Source organism: Scandinavium tedordense (assembly GCF_024764965.1).
Classification (GTDB): domain Bacteria; phylum Pseudomonadota; class Gammaproteobacteria; order Enterobacterales; family Enterobacteriaceae; genus Scandinavium; species Scandinavium tedordense.
The window spans coordinates 141993-158635 of the sequence record NZ_JALIGG010000049.1 but is presented as its reverse complement, the minus strand read 5'-3'; the positions used below and the strand labels follow the sequence as shown (position 1 = coordinate 158635).

Annotated in this window: 20 protein-coding genes and 1 tRNA gene; 8 read left to right on the top strand and 13 right to left on the bottom strand. The window is 53.2% G+C overall.

The genetic code is table 11. The features are described 5' to 3' along the window. Positions 1-274: 274 nt before the first annotated feature. The 6 genes from MUU46_RS04140 to aspA form a co-directional block, all read right to left on the bottom strand. Positions 275-350: transfer RNA gene (locus MUU46_RS04140), tRNA-Phe, on the bottom strand. A gap of 122 nt (positions 351-472) precedes the next feature. Then, a complete protein-coding gene (locus MUU46_RS04135; protein WP_159759559.1) occupies positions 473-1048 on the bottom strand; it encodes a transcriptional regulator in 576 nt (191 codons plus the stop codon). Between the two features lie 36 nt (positions 1049-1084). Continuing rightward, on the bottom strand, positions 1085-2800 hold the full coding sequence (locus tag MUU46_RS04130) for a protein-disulfide reductase DsbD (RefSeq protein WP_258964833.1): 1716 nt from the start codon (positions 2798-2800) through the stop codon (positions 1085-1087). After that, a complete protein-coding gene (cutA, locus tag MUU46_RS04125; protein WP_125351829.1) occupies positions 2776-3099 on the bottom strand; it encodes a divalent cation tolerance protein CutA in 324 nt (107 codons plus the stop codon). The genes MUU46_RS04130 and cutA overlap by 25 nt, the downstream gene beginning before the upstream one ends. A 113-nt stretch (positions 3100-3212) precedes the next feature. Then, positions 3213-4514: an anaerobic C4-dicarboxylate transporter gene (locus MUU46_RS04120; RefSeq protein ID WP_159759555.1), complete on the bottom strand. Its 1302-nt coding sequence runs from the start codon at positions 4512-4514 to the stop codon at positions 3213-3215. Between the two features lie 115 nt (positions 4515-4629). Beyond that, positions 4630-6066 (bottom strand): aspartate ammonia-lyase, encoded by a 1437-nt coding sequence (gene aspA, locus MUU46_RS04115; RefSeq protein WP_159759553.1) that lies wholly within the window; start codon positions 6064-6066, stop codon positions 4630-4632. Positions 6067-6402: 336 nt separating this feature from the next. On the opposite strand from aspA, the gene MUU46_RS04110 reads away from it, so the two are divergent. Next, entirely contained in the window at positions 6403-6873 is a 471-nt protein-coding gene (locus tag MUU46_RS04110; RefSeq protein ID WP_258964832.1) for an FxsA family protein, read from the top strand. A 36-nt stretch (positions 6874-6909) separates the two neighbouring features. Here MUU46_RS04110 and yjeH read toward each other — a convergent pair whose 3' ends face one another. Then, entirely contained in the window at positions 6910-8157 is a 1248-nt protein-coding gene (gene yjeH / locus MUU46_RS04105) for an L-methionine/branched-chain amino acid transporter (RefSeq protein ID WP_258964831.1), read from the bottom strand. Between the two features lie 207 nt (positions 8158-8364). Here yjeH and MUU46_RS04100 point away from each other — a divergent pair, with 207 nt between their 5' ends. From MUU46_RS04100 to MUU46_RS04090, 3 genes are all read left to right on the top strand, one after another. Continuing rightward, the gene (locus MUU46_RS04100) at positions 8365-8658 is read left to right on the top strand and encodes a co-chaperone GroES (RefSeq protein ID WP_043081801.1); all 294 of its coding nucleotides are present in this window, start codon (positions 8365-8367) and stop codon (positions 8656-8658) included. A gap of 38 nt (positions 8659-8696) precedes the next feature. Beyond that, on the top strand, positions 8697-10340 hold the full coding sequence (groL, locus tag MUU46_RS04095) for a chaperonin GroEL (RefSeq protein ID WP_258964830.1): 1644 nt from the start codon (positions 8697-8699) through the stop codon (positions 10338-10340). A gap of 256 nt (positions 10341-10596) precedes the next feature. After that, a complete protein-coding gene (locus MUU46_RS04090; RefSeq protein WP_110510957.1) occupies positions 10597-10950 on the top strand; it encodes a DUF4156 domain-containing protein in 354 nt (117 codons plus the stop codon). A gap of 43 nt (positions 10951-10993) precedes the next feature. On the opposite strand, the gene yjeJ is transcribed toward MUU46_RS04090, so the two are convergent. Further along, positions 10994-11842, bottom strand: coding sequence for a YjeJ family protein (gene yjeJ, locus MUU46_RS04085; protein ID WP_258964829.1), 849 nt, complete (start codon positions 11840-11842; stop codon positions 10994-10996). Between the two features lie 121 nt (positions 11843-11963). Beyond that, positions 11964-12992: an EF-P beta-lysylation protein EpmB gene (gene epmB / locus MUU46_RS04080; RefSeq protein WP_159759543.1), complete on the bottom strand. Its 1029-nt coding sequence runs from the start codon at positions 12990-12992 to the stop codon at positions 11964-11966. 40 nt (positions 12993-13032) lie between these two features. Between epmB and efp the strand changes: the two genes are divergently transcribed. From efp to ecnB, 3 genes are all read left to right on the top strand, one after another. Continuing rightward, a complete protein-coding gene (gene efp, locus MUU46_RS04075; protein ID WP_159759541.1) occupies positions 13033-13599 on the top strand; it encodes an elongation factor P in 567 nt (188 codons plus the stop codon). Positions 13600-13663: 64 nt separating this feature from the next. Further along, on the top strand, positions 13664-13795 hold the full coding sequence (locus tag MUU46_RS04070) for an entericidin A/B family lipoprotein (RefSeq protein ID WP_373422901.1): 132 nt from the start codon (positions 13664-13666) through the stop codon (positions 13793-13795). Positions 13796-13904: 109 nt separating this feature from the next. Then, the gene (gene ecnB, locus MUU46_RS04065; protein ID WP_159759539.1) at positions 13905-14051 is read left to right on the top strand and encodes a lipoprotein toxin entericidin B; all 147 of its coding nucleotides are present in this window, start codon (positions 13905-13907) and stop codon (positions 14049-14051) included. A gap of 31 nt (positions 14052-14082) precedes the next feature. On the opposite strand, the gene MUU46_RS04060 is transcribed toward ecnB, so the two are convergent. Continuing rightward, on the bottom strand, positions 14083-14664 hold the full coding sequence (locus MUU46_RS04060) for a LuxR C-terminal-related transcriptional regulator (protein WP_258964828.1): 582 nt from the start codon (positions 14662-14664) through the stop codon (positions 14083-14085). 257 nt (positions 14665-14921) lie between these two features. Between MUU46_RS04060 and sugE the strand changes: the two genes are divergently transcribed. Next, a complete protein-coding gene (gene sugE, locus MUU46_RS04055; protein ID WP_159759535.1) occupies positions 14922-15239 on the top strand; it encodes a quaternary ammonium compound efflux SMR transporter SugE in 318 nt (105 codons plus the stop codon). Here sugE and blc read toward each other — a convergent pair. From blc to frdC, 3 genes are all read right to left on the bottom strand, one after another. Further along, positions 15236-15766 carry an outer membrane lipoprotein Blc gene (gene blc, locus MUU46_RS04050; protein WP_159759533.1) on the bottom strand — a complete coding sequence of 177 codons (531 nt, stop codon included), beginning with the start codon at positions 15764-15766 and terminating at the stop codon, positions 15236-15238. The genes sugE and blc overlap by 4 nt on opposite strands. Positions 15767-15867: 101 nt before the next feature. Further along, a complete protein-coding gene (gene frdD, locus MUU46_RS04045; RefSeq protein ID WP_159759531.1) occupies positions 15868-16227 on the bottom strand; it encodes a fumarate reductase subunit FrdD in 360 nt (119 codons plus the stop codon). A 10-nt stretch (positions 16228-16237) separates the two neighbouring features. Continuing rightward, positions 16238-16633: a fumarate reductase subunit FrdC gene (gene frdC / locus MUU46_RS04040; RefSeq protein ID WP_258964827.1), complete on the bottom strand. Its 396-nt coding sequence runs from the start codon at positions 16631-16633 to the stop codon at positions 16238-16240. Positions 16634-16643 lie beyond the last annotated feature (10 nt).

The following is a 16643-nucleotide window of genomic DNA, read 5'->3' as shown; positions in this document are numbered from 1 at the left end:
TTGGCCCCGAAGGGGTGAGCCGCTTGCGGCGAATAATCGAACGGAGTTCGATGGAGAGTCCATACTCCAGAAAGCAAAAAACCAGCCCTTAGGCTGGTTTCTTTAAATAGTGGTGCCCGGACTCGGACTAACGCCGCAGGCGTTTGAACAACGCGCTTGTCGCGTTGGCCCCGAAGGGGTGAGCCGCTTGCGGCGAATAATCGAACGGAGTTCGATGGAGAGTCCATACTCCAGAAAGCAAAAAACCAGCCCTTAGGCTGGTTTCTTTAAATAGTGGTGCCCGGACTCGGAATCGAACCAAGGACACGGGGATTTTCAATCCCCTGCTCTACCGACTGAGCTATCCGGGCAACGGGGCGAATTAAACCTTAATCAGCGATGCCCGTCAACCCAAATCACGGAAATCTAGCGCGTTTGCTTAACATTACGACAATTTGCGCAAATTAGCTGCGATTGACCTGAGCGACGTGCATTAGGTCAGTGCGCCACCCGAACGGCACTGGGCGAAGCGTAAAATATCTTCTGCCAGGCGATGTGCGGTATCAACATCCTGCTGACTGCGTTTAACCAATAAACGGCTCAGGCAGCCTTCAAGCACCAGCTCCATTTGCTTCGCCACCATCGTCGGGTCGTCGACTTCCAGCTTCGTCAGTAGTTCATGCGTGAAAGCATGGGCGGTGCGCTTTTGCAGGTCCGCAAGCTGATGAATAGGATGCTCGGGATCCGGATAAAACGTACACGCCGCGATGAACAGGCAGCCGGGATAGCGGTTATTGCTGACACACTCCGTCAATGCGCTGTAGCGGGCCAGCAGCTTTTGCTCGCTGCTGAGCTCCTCATTGAGCATTAACTGTCGGCGCCAGGTATCCACCTGCTGGCTGAGATAGCGCAGTACGTCATACAACAGCGCTTCTTTGTCGGGCCAGAAACGCTGCAGATCATCAAGCGGGATGTTGACCTCTTTGGCCACCATTTCCAGCGTTGTGTCGGCAATCCCTTTAATCTCAAGTAATTGCAGGGCTTTCCCCAATACATCTTCGCGTTGCACGGCTTTATCCTCCGTTTATCCCTTTAAAAGTGTCGTTTACCGGACCAGATTCTGCAAATGCGCCTGAAACGCGGCGGCATCCATAAATCCGGCAACCCGCATGGTTGGGATCTCTTTACCTGCGGAATCAAAAAACAGAATGGTCGGCAGACCCGGAACTTGCAACTGTTTCAGCAACTCCGCATCTTGCGCTGTGTTGCGCGTCACGTCGGCCTGCAATAAAACGCTGTTTTTTAGCGCCTGCCGGACCTGCGGATCGCTAAAGGTATATTTCTCGAACTCTTTGCAGGCAACGCACCAGTCGGCGTACAGGTCTAGCATAACCGGTTTGCCATTAGCCTGTGCCAGCGCCTGATTCAGTTCATCCACGTTAGCGATACGCGTGAAGTTTAAATGCGCCTGCTGTTGCGTTGGTACAGCGCCAAATGCCCAATCCTGGAGCGGGCGCGCACTGACCAGGGCCGCAGCCAGCAGTATGATTTGTATCACCCGCATCCATGGTTTGCTGGCCGTCAGGCTGGCGATAAACGCCCAGCCGAAGAAGGCAACGCTAAGCATCGACCACAGACGAAGCCCCCATGTGTCGCCAATAATACGTTCGAGCAGGAACACCGGCAGCGCGAGGATCACGAAGCCAAAGGCGATTTTAACCTGTGCCATCCACGGCCCACTTTTCGGTAGCAGCCGGTTGCCAAAGACGGTGACCAGAATCAGCGGTAATCCCATTCCCAGTGCGTACAGGTACAGCGTGCCGCCACCCAACCACAGATTTCCGCTTTGAGCGATGTACAGCAGAATGGCGCTCAGTGGCGCGGTAGTACAGGGTGAACAAATCAGCCCAGCGATGGCACCCATCGCAAATACGCCGCCCGCAGAGCCGCCCTGTTGGCGATTGCTCATCAGCGTCAGGCGCGTTTGCAGCGAAGAGGGGAGTTGCAGGCTGAACAGGCCAAACATCGACAACGCCAGCAGAATAAACACCGTTGACAGGCCAATCAGTACGTAAGGGTGCTGGAGCGCAGCCTGAAACTTCAGCCCGGCAGCCGCAACCACCAGGCCCAGCGCGGTGTAGGTCAGCGCCATGCCCTGTACATAGATAAACGCCAGCAGCAACGCGCGGCCCGTTGAGAGGCGCTGTTTACCGCCAAGTACGATACCGGAGATCAGCGGATACATCGGCAACACGCACGGCGTGAAGGCGATACCAATGCCAATCAGCAATGCCCACAGTGCCGAGAATGGCAACGTAGAGGACGGCTCGCTGGTGGGGTGATTCACCTGCGCTGCAGGTGGGGTCACTGATTCAGGCGTAGCCTTGGTCGGGGCGATAACTTCGCTCAGAGGCACCACTTTAGTTTCCGGTGGATAACAGAATCCAGCTTCGGCGCAGCCCTGATAAGTAATCGTTAACGTCGCGCCTTTGCTGGCCTGGTTGATGGTGACCGGAAGCGTGAGTTGATGGCGGTAGATTTCACTTTTGCCAAAGAATTCATCTTCATGCCATTCGCCTTTGGGCAGCTGTAACGGGCCGACAGAGGCCTGCGCGGGCGTAATGCTCACCTGTTTTCGGTACAGGTAGTAGCCGTCTTTTATCTGCCAGCTCAGATTAAGGTCATGGGCGCTCTGCTGGAAATCAAAAGCAAATGCCCGATCAGCAGGAATGAAATTGGAGCGGCCAGGTGCGTCAAATAACCCGGCAAAGGCCGATGTGCTGCACAGCAGCAGGATCAGCGTAATGAATCGTTGAGCCATGAGAGGTAAGCGTTGTCTCCGTGGGAAACGGGTAAAACCAGCAATTCTGGCGTTTGATACGGGTGATGTGACTTCAGGCAGTCCAGGAGTTCCTGCTGATGCGCCGTGTCTGATTTCAGCAGCATCTGCACCTCGTATTCCTGTTCGAGCTTACCTTCCCAGTAGTAGAGCGACGTGGCGTTGGGCATGAGCGTGACACATGCTGCGAGCTTTTCAGCCAGCACTTTGGCGGCCAGGTCCTGGGCCGTAGCTTCGTCCGGGGCGGTACAGAGCACAACAACTGCGGTGGGCAGGGTCATCGTCACAACCTCGTATCGGCGAAAAAAGGCACTATAGCACGATGCGGGGCGGGGGGATGAAGGAGTCAGGCCGCTAGCGGCCTGACTTTAAGCATTTTTACACCCGGTGAAGGTCAGAGAATGAAACTGCCGAGCAGGAAACCGAAGCATACGGAGAAAATCACGCCCATGGTGCCAGGGATAAAGAACGGATGGTTAAACACGAAGCGGCCAATGCGCGTGGTGCCGGTGTCATCCATTTGCACGGCGGCAACCAGCGTCGGGTAGGTCGGCAGGATAAACAGGCCCGATACGGCTGCAAATGAGGCTACGGCGGTCAGCGGAGACACGTTCAGCGCCAGCGCCATTGGCATCAGCGCTTTGGCGGTCGCGGCCTGAGAATAAAGCAGCGCTGAAGCGAAGAAGAAAATCACCGCCAGCAGCCACGGATGGCCCTGAATCACGCTGCCCGCAGTCTCTTTAATCCAGTCAATATTGTTGGACACGAAGGTGTCGCCGAGCCACGCCACGCCCAAAATACAGATACAGGCGCTCATCCCGGCCTTAAAGGTGCTGGAGCTGAGAATGCTGTCGGTTTCAACGCGACACAGAATGGTAGTCAGCGTCGCGACGCTCAACATAATAATCAGGATGGCGTTGGTGGTGTTCATCAGCGGGGTGGCTACCAGGCCAAGACTTGGGCTGTTGACGATGGCATAAACCACCACGCAGACCACGCCGAGCAAGAACATCAGTACCGACAATTTCGCCCGTGGTTTGATCTCCATCTGACGTTCGCCGCGCAGTTCCACCAGGCCCTCTTCCAGGCGCTTGAGGTACACCGGGTCGTCGGAAAGTTTAGAGTTAAATAGCATGGTGACGAGGAAAGACATCAGTAGTATCGCCATCAACGTGGAAGGGATAACCACTGAAAGCAGATGAATGTAGCTGATACCGTGGCCTTCCAGCACCGACGACATGTACACCACGGCTGCGGAAATTGGTGAGGCGGTAATCGCAATCTGCGCGGCAACAACCGCTGTGGACAGCGGACGGCACGGTTTAACGCCTTGTTCTTTCGCCACTTCGGCGATAACCGGCAGCGTGGCCAGCGAGATGTTGCCGGTACCGGCAAAAATGGTCAGGAAGTAGGTGACGAGCGGCGCGAGGATGGTGATGTATTTTGGGTTTCTGCGCAGTAGTTTCTCGGTTTGATTCACGAGATAGTCCAGACCACCGGCAATCTGCATCGCCGAGATAGCAGCAATCACCGCCATGATGATGGAGATCACGTCAAACGGGATGTGCCCCGGCTTCACGCCGATCACCGCGAGGACGAGAACGCCCAGGCCACCCGCATAACCGATGCCGATTCCCCCTAGTCTGGCGCCGATAAATATCGCCGCTAATACAATGATAAGTTCGATGGCTATCATGGCCGCTTCCTTGAATGTTAGATATTAGATACGTAAATGTTGTTTTTTTGATGTTCCAGAAATGAAAAAAGGCACGTCACTCCTGACGTGCCTTGCATGATTTTAACCAGAATTCTTACTGTTCGCTTTCATCTGTATAACGCTTGGCTTTGTAGGCCGGGTGCATCAGGTTCTGTGGCGAGAAAATATCGTCCAGCTCCGCTTCGGTAAGCAGGCCGCGCTCCAGCACCACTTCACGTACGCTCTTTCCGGTTTCAGCACAGATTTTACCGACGATGTCACCGTTGTGGTGGCCGATGAACGGGTTGAGATAGGTAACAATCCCGATGGAGTTGTAGACGTAGCTTTCGCACACGGCTTTGTTGGCGGTAATACCGTTGATGCATTTTTCCAGCAGGTTGTAGCAGGCGTTGGTCAGAATGTGGATGGACTCAAACATCGCCTGGCCAATCACGGGTTCCATCACGTTCAGCTGAAGCTGGCCCGCTTCAGACGCCATGGTTACAGTGATGTCGTTGCCAATCACTTTGAAGCACACCTGGTTCACGACTTCTGGCACTACCGGGTTCACTTTTGCTGGCATGATGGACGAGCCCGCCTGCAGTTCTGGCAGGTTGATTTCGTTCAGGCCAGCGCGCGGACCGGAGGACAGCAGACGCAGGTCGTTACAGATTTTCGACAGTTTCACCGCAAGACGTTTCAGGGCGCTGTGCACCATCACGTATGCGCCGCAGTCGGAGGTGGCTTCAATCAGGTCTTCTGCAGGCACTACCGGCATATTGGCGACTTCGGCCAGCTTCTGTACCGCCAGCTGCTGATAGCCGTCTGGCGTATTCAGGCGCGTACCGATGGCGGTTGCGCCGAGGTTCACTTCCAGCAGCAGTTCAGCCGTGCGCAGCAGGTTTTTCGTTTCTTCGTTCAGCAGCACGTTAAATGCGTGGAATTCTTGGCCGAGTGTCATCGGAACCGCATCTTGCAGCTGGGTGCGACCCATCTTCAGAATGTCCTGGAATTCAACGGATTTACGCTGGAAGCCATCACCCAGCTGGTTAATGGCGTCAATCAGTTTGACGATGGAGGCATATACCGCGATGCGGAAACCGGTCGGGTAGGCGTCGTTCGTGGACTGGCACTTGTTGACGTGATCGTTAGGGTTCAGGAACTGATATTCCCCTTTCTGATGTCCCATCAGCTCGAGGCCGATGTTGGCCAGCACTTCGTTGGTATTCATGTTCACGGAGGTGCCCGCGCCGCCCTGATAGACGTCAACCGGGAATTGATCCATGCATTTGCCGTTATTCAGCACTTCATCGCAGGCGGCGACTATGGCATCGGCGACACCTTTAGGAATGGTGTGTAGTTCTTTATTCGCCAGCGCGGCGGCTTTCTTCACCATCACCATTCCGCGAACAAACTCCGGAATGTCGCTGATTTTGTTGTTGCTGATGTAGAAATTTTCAATCGCTCTCAGAGTGTGGACACCGTAATAAGCGTCCGCTGGAACTTCCCTGGTGCCCAACAAGTCTTCTTCGATACGAATGTTGTTTAACATGTGAACCTTCTTGATTAAGCTGCTAATGATTTCACCCTACACACAGGATGAGTGGGGTCATGTGTGTTTTTTAGCCGACGATTATTTCCTTAATCGGCCCGGTGCCCATGATCATATGCTGATGATAGCGAATTGCCGTAATCTGGATCACTTATTATGCGCCGATCCGTATCAGATTTATTAATCTGTGAAATGAATCACCGCAATAACGATAGGGTGAAAAAGAGTGCCATCGCCGATTGAAAATGCGGTTTTTGCCTCCATCTCCTGAACACGCGAATCGCAAACTCATTCAAATAGCCGCCGGAAGCGGCTGTTGCTCAACAGGAGAAACCAGTGCGCTGGATACCTTTAATTGCCGTTTTTTTATATGTCTACATCGAGATCTCGATATTCATTCAGGTCGCGCATGTGTTCGGCGTATTGATGACCCTGATTCTGGTGATTTTCACCTCGGTCATTGGGATGTCTCTGGTGCGTAACCAGGGCTTTAAAAACTTTATGCTGATGCAGCAGAAGATGCAGGCGGGCGAAAGCCCTGCGGCGGAAATGATCAAAAGTGTATCGCTGATCATCGCCGGCCTGCTGCTGGTGCTGCCGGGCTTCTTTACCGATTTCCTCGGTATGCTACTGCTGTTACCACCGGTGCAAAAACACCTGACGCTCAAGCTGATGCCGCATTTGCGCTTTACCCGCACGCCGGGCGGTGGCTTCACCGCAGGCAGTGGCGGCGGGGATACCTTTGACGGGGAATATCAGCGTAAGGATGACGAACGCGACCGACTGGAAAACAAAGACGACCGCTGATGAGATGAGCCCGGAAGGCGCAACGCCCCGGGTTTTTTATTGTGTAAATACCGTCTCGCGCTTGGGCAAAAACAGCCACAGCGCCGCCAGCATGATAATGGCATACAGGCTTTTCAGGCCGACTATTGCCAGCAGCAGTAAACACAGAACCCCGCCAAACATCGCCAGCACTCTGAATCGCCCTTTCAGCAAACGACACCCTGCCAGCATGCACAGCAGATAAATCATGATGAAAATGCCGTTGGCATAAATGATCAATCCTTCCAGATTGATGTTCAGCGCGTAGATACACAGCGTGCTCAACATGCAGCAGCTGAGGACCATGTTCAGTGCATTCAGCGGAATACGTCGCGGGGAAAGCTGCGCCAGTCGGCTATTTGGCCGGTATTGCGCCTGGGTCCACACCAGCCGGGCAAAGCTCTGGATGTAAATATTCAGGCTGGCGAAGCATGCCAGAAAACCGATCACGCTCGCCACCCACAGGGCTTTAACGCCAAACAGCGTAACTACAATACTTGGCAACGAGGCCGCTGCGGCTTTATCGGCGCCGAAAGCGTGGAAATGCAGTACCAGCACCGTGCAGGCCCAATAGACGGCACCCGACAACAGCAGGCCAATCATCAGCGCGCGCGGGAAATCGCGTTCCGGTTGTTTGAATTCGGAAGCCATATGCGCGAAGGCTTCGAGACCGACGAAGCACCAGAACATCACCGACAGCGCGGCGAAAAGCTGCGAGTGGTCGACGCGGGTTACGGGCGGGAAAGGGATGGAGGAAAAGGTGATGTTGCCTGCCCACCACAGTACCGCGATGAGCGCGACAATCAGGGCCGCGACCAGCGTTTGCAGATTAGCGCTGGTACTGGCGCCGCGCGAGCCAACCCACCAGATGATGCCCAGCGTGCCGAGTTCTGCCAGCAGCAATTGTTCATTATGCCAGCCAAACAGCGCCTGACTAAAACCGGTAGCGATATGTAACGCTGCCGGTAAACCTACCGGAATCACGGACAAAAACAGCCAGCCGGTGACGCGCTCAAGTCGTGGGCCAAACGCCATACCGACGAAGTGCGCCACGCCGCCTGCGCTTGGGAAATGACGGCCCAGTACGGCAAAGACGATCGCAATCGGGAAAACCAGCAAGATGAGCGCAGGCCACGCCCAAAGGCTGGTGTCACCGGCAACCAGCGCACCCAGCGCCGGAACGGCAAATACACCGGTGCCGAGTAGCGACGTGGACAGTAATCCCACGCCCTGCGCCAGACCGAGCTCTTGTTTTAAGCCACTCATCACTTCAACCTGTTACGAGAAAGCCCGCATCGTAGCACTGAAGCGTATTAATTCGTTTTGTGACGAATGCCCATTTCAAAATTTTTTTTTGATTTTCCCCTTGAAGGGATAGCAGGCCACCCCCATCTCTCAGGTCACTAGCCGGTAAACCGACTGCGTCCCGGCGCCATCCATAGTGATAAAGACTTTCTCAAAGGAGAGCTATCAATGAGTATTCGTCCGTTACATGATCGTGTGATCGTCAAACGTAAAGAAGTTGAATCCAAATCTGCGGGCGGCATCGTTCTGACCGGTTCAGCAGCAGGCAAATCAACTCGTGGCGAAATCATCGCTGTCGGTAAAGGCCGCATCCTGGAAAACGGTAATGTGCAGCCACTGGACGTTAAAGTCGGCGACATCGTTATTTTCAACGACGGTTACGGCGTGAAGTCCGAGAAGATCGACAACGAAGAAGTGCTGATCATGTCTGAAAGCGACATTCTGGCAATTGTTGAAGCGTAATCCACTCGCGAACCTGAACGAATTGAAGGGAAAAGAAAATGGCAGCTAAAGACGTAAAATTCGGTAACGACGCCCGTGTGAAAATGCTGCGCGGCGTGAACGTACTGGCAGATGCAGTGAAAGTAACCCTGGGCCCTAAAGGCCGTAACGTGGTTCTGGATAAATCCTTCGGTGCTCCGACCATCACTAAAGACGGTGTTTCCGTAGCACGTGAAATCGAGCTGGAAGACAAGTTCGAAAACATGGGCGCGCAGATGGTAAAAGAAGTTGCCTCTAAAGCGAACGATGCTGCAGGCGACGGTACCACCACCGCAACCGTACTGGCTCAGTCCATCATCACCGAAGGTCTGAAAGCCGTTGCTGCGGGCATGAACCCAATGGATCTGAAACGTGGTATCGACAAAGCTGTCGCTGCGGCCGTTGAAGAACTGAAAATCCTGTCCGTACCATGCTCTGACTCTAAAGCCATTGCTCAGGTCGGCACCATCTCCGCTAACTCCGACGAAACCGTGGGTAAACTCATCGCTGAAGCGATGGACAAAGTGGGCAAAGAAGGTGTTATCACCGTTGAAGACGGTACCGGTCTGCAGGACGAACTGGACGTGGTTGAAGGTATGCAGTTCGACCGTGGCTACCTGTCCCCATACTTCATCAACAAGCCAGAAACTGGCGCAGTAGAACTGGAAAGCCCGTTCATCCTGCTTGCTGATAAAAAAATCTCCAACATCCGTGAAATGCTGCCAGTTCTGGAAGCCGTTGCGAAAGCCGGTAAGCCACTGGTAATTGTTGCTGAAGACGTTGAAGGCGAAGCGCTGGCGACTCTGGTGGTTAACACCATGCGTGGCATCGTGAAAGTAGCTGCGGTTAAAGCACCTGGCTTCGGCGACCGTCGTAAAGCCATGCTGCAGGATATCGCAACCCTGACTGGCGGTACCGTAATCTCTGAAGAGATCGGTATGGAGCTGGAAAAAGCGACTCTGGAAGACTTGGGTCAGGCGAAACGCGTTGTTATCAACAAAGACACCACCATCATCATCGATGGCGTGGGTGAAGAAGCGGCAATTCAGGGTCGTGTGACTCAGATTCGTCAGCAGATCGAAGAAGCGACTTCCGACTACGATCGTGAAAAACTGCAGGAACGTGTAGCGAAACTGGCTGGCGGCGTTGCCGTTATTAAAGTAGGTGCTGCGACTGAAGTTGAAATGAAAGAGAAGAAAGCACGCGTTGAAGATGCTCTGCACGCAACCCGTGCTGCGGTTGAAGAAGGCGTGGTTGCAGGCGGCGGTGTTGCGCTGATCCGTGTTGCAAGCAAGCTGGGCGAACTGCGTGGCGTGAACGAAGACCAGAACGTGGGTATCAAAGTTGCGCTGCGCGCAATGGAATCCCCACTGCGTCAGATCGTGCTGAACTGCGGCGAAGAACCATCCGTTGTGGCGAACATCGTTAAAGCAGGCGACGGTAACTACGGTTACAACGCGGCGACTGAAGAATACGGCAACATGATCGACATGGGTATTCTGGATCCAACCAAAGTAACCCGTTCTGCACTGCAGTACGCAGCATCCGTTGCTGGCCTGATGATCACCACCGAATGTATGGTGACTGATCTGCCTAAAGGCGACAGCCCTGACTTAGGTGCTGGCGGTATGAGTGGTATGGGTGGCATGGGCGGCATGATGTAATTCGTCCCCCCGTAAAGCTCTTACACTAAATAATTCGTGCTGCAGGAAGGCGGCCAGTTCGGGAATCCCAGGAGCTAACATTCAGTAAGTGACTGGGGTGAGCGAGTGCAGGTAACGCACCTGCAGCATGAAATATGAAGTGTAAAAATAAACCCCTGTGGCAGATAATGTTGCGGGGGTTTTTCTTTTGGTCATCTTTTTAGTATAACGTTCACACGGACAAGTTGTGTCCAGCCCATTTATAACGAGGAATAAGATGCGCGTAAACGTCTGTGCAGGGATCGTCGGTGCCGCTTTATTATTGGCAGGCTGCAGTTCCAGCAATGAACTGACCGCAGGCGGGCAAAATGTTCGCTTTGTTGAAGATAAGCCGGGCGCTGAGTGCCACCTGGTCGGCACCGCAACGGGCAAGCAGAGCAACTGGCTCTCTGGTCAGCATGGTGAAGAGGGTGGTTCAATGCGTGGCGCGGCGAATGCGCTGCGTAATCAGGCGGCAGACTTGGGCGGCAACGTTATTTATGGCGTGAGCAGCCCAACTCAGGGCATGCTTTCAAGCTTTGTTCCAACGGACAGCGAAATGATCGGCCAGGTTTATAAGTGCCCTAACTGATCTTTCCCCGCCGTAAAGACGCCCTCTGTCTGAGGGCGTTTTCTTATTTAGCCTTCCCTGACTTCTGCCACAACGCATGTAGCGCGCGTAAACAGTGCTCGCGGGGAACATGCTCCTGGCCTGATGTTAAAGTAAAGGCCGAAACCTGACACTTTATCCCTTCCTGCTTTTTCAAACGTGGACTAAACCCCAAAAGCCTCTGTGCAATGGCCTGTGTCTCTTTCATCTCACTGCGGAGCCGGGTTTTAATCACCGTACCGTATGCCTGTTGTTCACCGTGTTCGTCGGCGTAGTGATACACCAGCGCCAGGGTTTCGCTAAACAGTGCGAGTTTCCATGCCGGGTGCGGATAAGAATCATATTCCAGCTCGCCGTTATTTTTTATCGTTGCATCGTACAGCGGTAAAAAGTCCAACAGCGATGACAGGCGTAGCGACAGCGTATGCATGCCTGCGTTATTGATGGCGTGGGAAATGGCGCTGACAAATAACGCGATTTGTGCGTCGTCAATCAACAGCGATAACGTGTTTCCGCCCTGAAGCGTAATCGTGAGCTGCAGTTCATTTTTGCGTTTGTTATTCGGCTCAATTTTCGTGACACGCTGATGTAACCCCGCTTCCAGTAATTCACTTTGGGTTAGCGAAGGAATATTTTTGTGCAACCCCGCAGTGGCGATTTGCTGCCGTTTTTTGAATGCCGCTTTGTCTTTGGCATTGCGCAGGCTTTGCAGATGCAGTCGGTATTCGAAACAGATAAAAAGATCGCGCAGTGGTAACGCCGGGATGAGCAGCAGCAGCTGTTCATGTTGTTGATTAATTTTCAGCGCCAGCGCCGTGAACTGTTCGCCGTGACGAATGACGCCGGTATTAATGCCGGTGAGGATTGAGCTCATCTTTATTCTCCCTGTTTTTCGGGGGCTAAAATAGCACTCGTCAGGAGTTGGGAAGAGTCGGTTTCCGGACTTGCAGCCTGCGCGAAGGGCTCCGCGCAGGCGAGGGTGACGTAAAAGTGGATTAGCTTTGGCGTAGCTGTAAATCGAGCGGCGTTTTACTTGGCTCACCGCCAATTTCACGGGCCAGTTTGGGCACCATGTAGCCTGACACCAGCGTCAGCAGTTCACGCATGATGGCGCGGGCTTCGTCATCGCTTACCAGGAAATGCGCGGCGCCCTGTACTTTATCCAGCACGTGCAGGTAATAGGGCATGATTCCCGCGTCAAACAGGGCATTGCTGAGGTCCGCCAGCGTTTGTGCATTATCGTTCACGTCACGCAGCAACACGCTCTGATTGAGCAGCGTCACCCCGGCTAATTTCAATTTGCGCATCGCCTGACGGAATTCTTCATCAATTTCCTGGGCGTGGTTGATGTGATTCACCAGCAGAATTTGCAGCGATGAACGGGCGAAGCGCTCCGCCAGGCCATCGGTGATGCGTGCCGGAATGACTATCGGCAAACGGCTGTGAATGCGCAGGCGTTTGAGGTGCGGAATGGCTTCGAGCGCATCCAGCAGCCAGGTGAGTTCGTGGTCCTTTGCCATTAGCGGGTCGCCGCCGGAAAAGATGATTTCGTCGAGCTCAGGATGGGCGATGATGTAATCCAGCGCCACCTGCCAGTTCCGCTTGTTGCCCTGGTTGTCGGCATACGGGAAATGACGACGGAAGCAGTAGCGGCAGTTCACTGCACAGCCGCCTTTCACCAGCAGCAGCGCGCGGTTGCGGTACTTGTGCAGCAGCCCCGGCACAACGCTGTGCTGTTCTTCCAGCGGGTCGGTAGTGAAACCAGGCGCCGCAGCGAACTCTTGCTGTGAGGTCAGTACCTGAAGCAGCAGCGGGTCGTTGGGGTTGCCTTTTTCCATGCGTGCGACAAATGCCCGCGGGACTCGCAGCGGGAATAAACGTTTTGCCTCACGGCCTGCGAGCAAATTTTCATCAGCGTCTACATTTAAGAGACGTAACAGTTCGTCAGGATCGGTGATTACATCGGCAAGTTGCGATAACCAATCTTCTCTGGACGGGGTGTTTAGGGTTACAATATGCGCCATTTTGTGGCTTAGCTACCAGTTAACAAATTTAGAGGGCCTTATGGCGACTTATTCTAGCAACGATTTCCGTGCCGGTCTTAAAATCATGATGGATGGAGAACCGTATTCGGTTGAATCCAGCGAATTCGTAAAACCAGGCAAAGGCCAGGCGTTCGCACGCGTTAAGCTGCGCCGTCTGCTGACCGGTACTCGCGTAGAGAAAACCTTCAAATCGACCGACTCTGCAGAAGGCGCAGACGTTATCGATATGAACCTGACTTACCTGTACAACGACGGTGAGTTCTACCACTTCATGAACAACGAAACCTTCGAGCAGCTGGCTGCCGACGAGAAAGCAGTTGGCGAAAACGCTAAATGGCTGCTGGACCAGGCCGAGTGCATCGTGACTCTGTGGAACGGTCGTCCAATCTCTGTGACGCCACCGAACTTCGTTGAACTGGAAATCGTTGAAACCGATCCAGGCCTGAAAGGTGATACCGCAGGTACCGGCGGCAAGCCAGCAACCCTGACGACTGGCGCTGTGGTTAAAGTTCCTCTGTTTGTGCAGATTGGCGAAGTCATCAAAATTGACACCCGCTCTGGCGAATACGTTTCTCGCGTGAAGTAATTCATGCTATAAAAAAGTCGGCACCGCTTTCGTCGTGCCGACTTTTTCTTAGAGCGCAGGGATGATGAACCGTTTACTCAAACTCTTCTTTATACTTCTGTTCACCGGTACGCTGCTTTCGGGCTGCAACACCTTCCGCGGCTTCGGCCAGGACGTCCAGCATCTGGGCAACTCCATTTCGCACGCCGCCAGCTAAGCACTTCACATCGTCTTAAAATTTCACTGTTTTCGACCATAATGGGCGATCTTGTCTATGCTTATGTTGCTACATAATGAATATTAACTGGCAATTAAAGGATGACATTATGCTTAAGAAAACCATTGCTGCGTTTTTTACTCTCCTGGTGCTCTCTTCTGTGCTTTCGGGCTGTAATACGACGAAAGGGATGGGGGAGGATATTTCAGATGGCGGTAGCGCTATTTCAGGTGCAGCAACCAAAGCCCAGAACTAACGATGTTCGGTACGGCTTTCAAGCCGTACCGTTATTCCACGCATTCGGTTGAAGGGATGAATGGCGAAAATCGATTTTCGACTTTCAGTTTCATGCGAATGTTGCGTTTGTAGGTGTAGACCGTTTTGACAGTAATCTGCATTTCGTTGGCCATCGTCTGATTGCTGACACCGTCCATCCATAGCGACAATACTTTCTCTTCCTGACGCGTTAAGAGCGGCGTGACTATGCGTGCCGGATTAATTGCGGGACCGTTGCGCAGCACCGTCAAAATATGCTGGCCGAGCGTTTCCAGCGGCGCTTTTTTAGCGAGCGCTTCCCCCACGTTTTTAAAGACGAAGGGCTCATTTTGTAGTCGCATCAGGCGCGTGCGTTGTTCACACACGGCCAGAAGGGCGGGCAGAAAATGTGATTGCTGAAGATCGTGCTGAAAGCAGGTGAAATCAGCGATAACCAGATGCGGTTGCCAGCTTTCCACATGCGCTTTTGCTAATAATAAACTGTTCAGATGGGTAATCAGAAACGATGATTTACCGCCATTGACCGCTTGCAGCCAGGTTTCTAGTCCGAGGCGACTGAAACAACAGCGATCAATAATTAGGATTTTATACATACAGGCCAGGTAAGCGCTTCATAGTTTGCGAATGCAAAGGGAACAGAGAGCCATCATAATGAAAGTGTCTGCGACATAAAAAGGCGATCTCCGCATTGAAATGCGCCTATTTCACTTAATCATCGCGGAAAATTAACTTAAGCCAAATTACTTGCATCCCCGAAAACAGTGGCTAAAATAAGCACTCTCAAAGACTTTACAGGACGACCTGTAAACGTATCTAAAATACCGGGGACGGCCCCAATCTGGAGTCAAAAATGTCCTGGTTAATTCTTGTTGTTGCAGGTCTGCTGGAAGTCGTCTGGGCTGTCGGCCTGAAATATACCCACGGTTTTACGCGCCTTGTGCCGAGCGTCATTACGGCAACGGCGATGATCGCCAGCATCGCCTTGCTATCATGGGCAATGAAAACCCTGCCCGTCGGCACGGCTTATGCTATCTGGACCGGTATCGGTGCAGTTGGTGCGGCGATAACCGGAATCCTTTTGCTCGGTGAATCCGCCAGTGTCGGCCGTATATTCAGCCTGGGGCTGATCGTCTGCGGCATCATTGGCCTGAAACTCAGCGCGCATTAATAGGTCTGATTTACCCAAATCAATTTCTGAACGGGGAAACCCTGCCGGGTCGCGATATCCAGCATCTGCTGCTTCATTTCATTGGAGATGGTTGGCGTGCGGGCGAGGATCCATAAATAATCGCGATCCGGTCCACAGACCAGCGCATGCTTATACTCTTTATCCAGCGCAATAATGTTATATCCGCCATAGAACGGGCCGAAGAATGACACCTTCAGCGCCGCCCTGTTCGGTGAGCCAGTGAAATAAGCCACGCCATCGGTTTTTTGCCACATACCCCTGTCTGGGTTGTAGCCTTTATTCCGCACGTTAATCCCGTTATCACTGCGCAGGCTGTAGGTCGCCGTGACTTTCTCCAGTCCACTTTCGAAGTTGTGGTCCAGACGGGCGATTTCATACCAGGTGCCGAGATATCGGTTGGCATCAAAAGGGGCGACGACGGTCACGCCGGGAGGGGGAACAGGATTACTACAGGCAACAACCAAAAATGCAGCAGCAACAGTCGCAATGATGGACAGCAGACGCATGGTAATGTCCTTGCATGTTTTTTTGTAAGTGTAGAACCGGGCGGGGAAAAAGTACGAGGCGGGACAAGAAATATGCCCGGCATGTGCCGGGCTTCTCAGCTTTAAATGAAAATCACACCGACGAGTGTAATGACGGTCAAAATAGCCGCCAATCCATAGAACACCCATTTGCCATTCGGCACATGAATTTTCAGATCATGCATGGCGTGATGAATGCGGTGTAAACCACACCACAGTGGTAGAACAATCATCAGGAACAGGAACGCGCGGCCAATAAAACTTTGAGCAAAGGACAGCACGCGTTCATAGCTGAAGGCGTCATGCGGTGCCAGGCCGAGCGGCAGCAGAACACCGACGAGCAGCACCATCACCGGCGCAATGATCGCCCCCCACATGCCGCCTGCGCCAAACAGGCCCCAGAAGACGGGCTCGTCCGAACGTTTTGGATTTGGATTAATCATCTTGGTCTCCTTACCAGAACAGTGCGACAAACAGGATCACCACGGTGACCACAATCGTCACCCCCCACAGCGCTTTAATGACCGGCTCTGGCCCTAACTTCTCGCCTTTGATAATCACATTGGCGGCTTTTGGTGCTAATTCAAACCAGGTTTTGGTATGCAGCAACGCGGCGGCCAGGGTTATGAGATTCAGCACTATTACTATGGGGTTTTGCAGGAACCCGACGTAGCCCGCCCAGGATTCAGCGCCGTGCTTCAGTGCGAACAGTCCGTAAATCAACACGATGCTGAACCATACTGTTGGAAGCGCGCTTCCTTCGCGAATCATGTAAAAGCGATAAAAAGGCAGTTTCTTCCACCACGTGGAGGTCATCGGCTGCACGTAGGGTTTGCGTTTTGTCGTCATGATGCACTCC

Bases quoted from the DNA above. Each gene is read 5' to 3' on its own strand.
- blc (WP_159759533.1), bottom strand. From the start codon at position 15,766: ATGCGTCTGCTGTCCATCATTGCGACTGTTGCTGCTGCATTTTTGGTT.
- groL (WP_258964830.1), top strand. From the start codon at position 8,697: ATGGCAGCTAAAGACGTAAAATTCGGTAACGACGCCCGTGTGAAAATG.
- efp (WP_159759541.1), top strand. From the start codon at position 13,033: ATGGCGACTTATTCTAGCAACGATTTCCGTGCCGGTCTTAAAATCATG.
- ecnB (WP_159759539.1), top strand. From the start codon at position 13,905: ATGCTTAAGAAAACCATTGCTGCGTTTTTTACTCTCCTGGTGCTCTCT.
- frdD (WP_159759531.1), bottom strand. From the start codon at position 16,227: ATGATTAATCCAAATCCAAAACGTTCGGACGAGCCCGTCTTCTGGGGC.
- epmB (WP_159759543.1), bottom strand. From the start codon at position 12,992: ATGGCGCATATTGTAACCCTAAACACCCCGTCCAGAGAAGATTGGTTA.
- cutA (WP_125351829.1), bottom strand. From the start codon at position 3,099: ATGACCCTGCCCACCGCAGTTGTTGTGCTCTGTACCGCCCCGGACGAA.
- aspA (WP_159759553.1), bottom strand. From the start codon at position 6,066: ATGTTAAACAACATTCGTATCGAAGAAGACTTGTTGGGCACCAGGGAA.
- MUU46_RS04100 (WP_043081801.1), top strand. From the start codon at position 8,365: ATGAGTATTCGTCCGTTACATGATCGTGTGATCGTCAAACGTAAAGAA.
- MUU46_RS04090 (WP_110510957.1), top strand. From the start codon at position 10,597: ATGCGCGTAAACGTCTGTGCAGGGATCGTCGGTGCCGCTTTATTATTG.
- MUU46_RS04070 (WP_373422901.1), top strand. From the start codon at position 13,664: ATGAACCGTTTACTCAAACTCTTCTTTATACTTCTGTTCACCGGTACG.
- MUU46_RS04130 (WP_258964833.1), bottom strand. From the start codon at position 2,800: ATGGCTCAACGATTCATTACGCTGATCCTGCTGCTGTGCAGCACATCG.
- yjeJ (WP_258964829.1), bottom strand. From the start codon at position 11,842: ATGAGCTCAATCCTCACCGGCATTAATACCGGCGTCATTCGTCACGGC.
- MUU46_RS04120 (WP_159759555.1), bottom strand. From the start codon at position 4,514: ATGATAGCCATCGAACTTATCATTGTATTAGCGGCGATATTTATCGGC.
- yjeH (WP_258964831.1), bottom strand. From the start codon at position 8,157: ATGAGTGGCTTAAAACAAGAGCTCGGTCTGGCGCAGGGCGTGGGATTA.
- frdC (WP_258964827.1), bottom strand. From the start codon at position 16,633: ATGACGACAAAACGCAAACCCTACGTGCAGCCGATGACCTCCACGTGG.
- sugE (WP_159759535.1), top strand. From the start codon at position 14,922: ATGTCCTGGTTAATTCTTGTTGTTGCAGGTCTGCTGGAAGTCGTCTGG.
- MUU46_RS04060 (WP_258964828.1), bottom strand. From the start codon at position 14,664: ATGTATAAAATCCTAATTATTGATCGCTGTTGTTTCAGTCGCCTCGGA.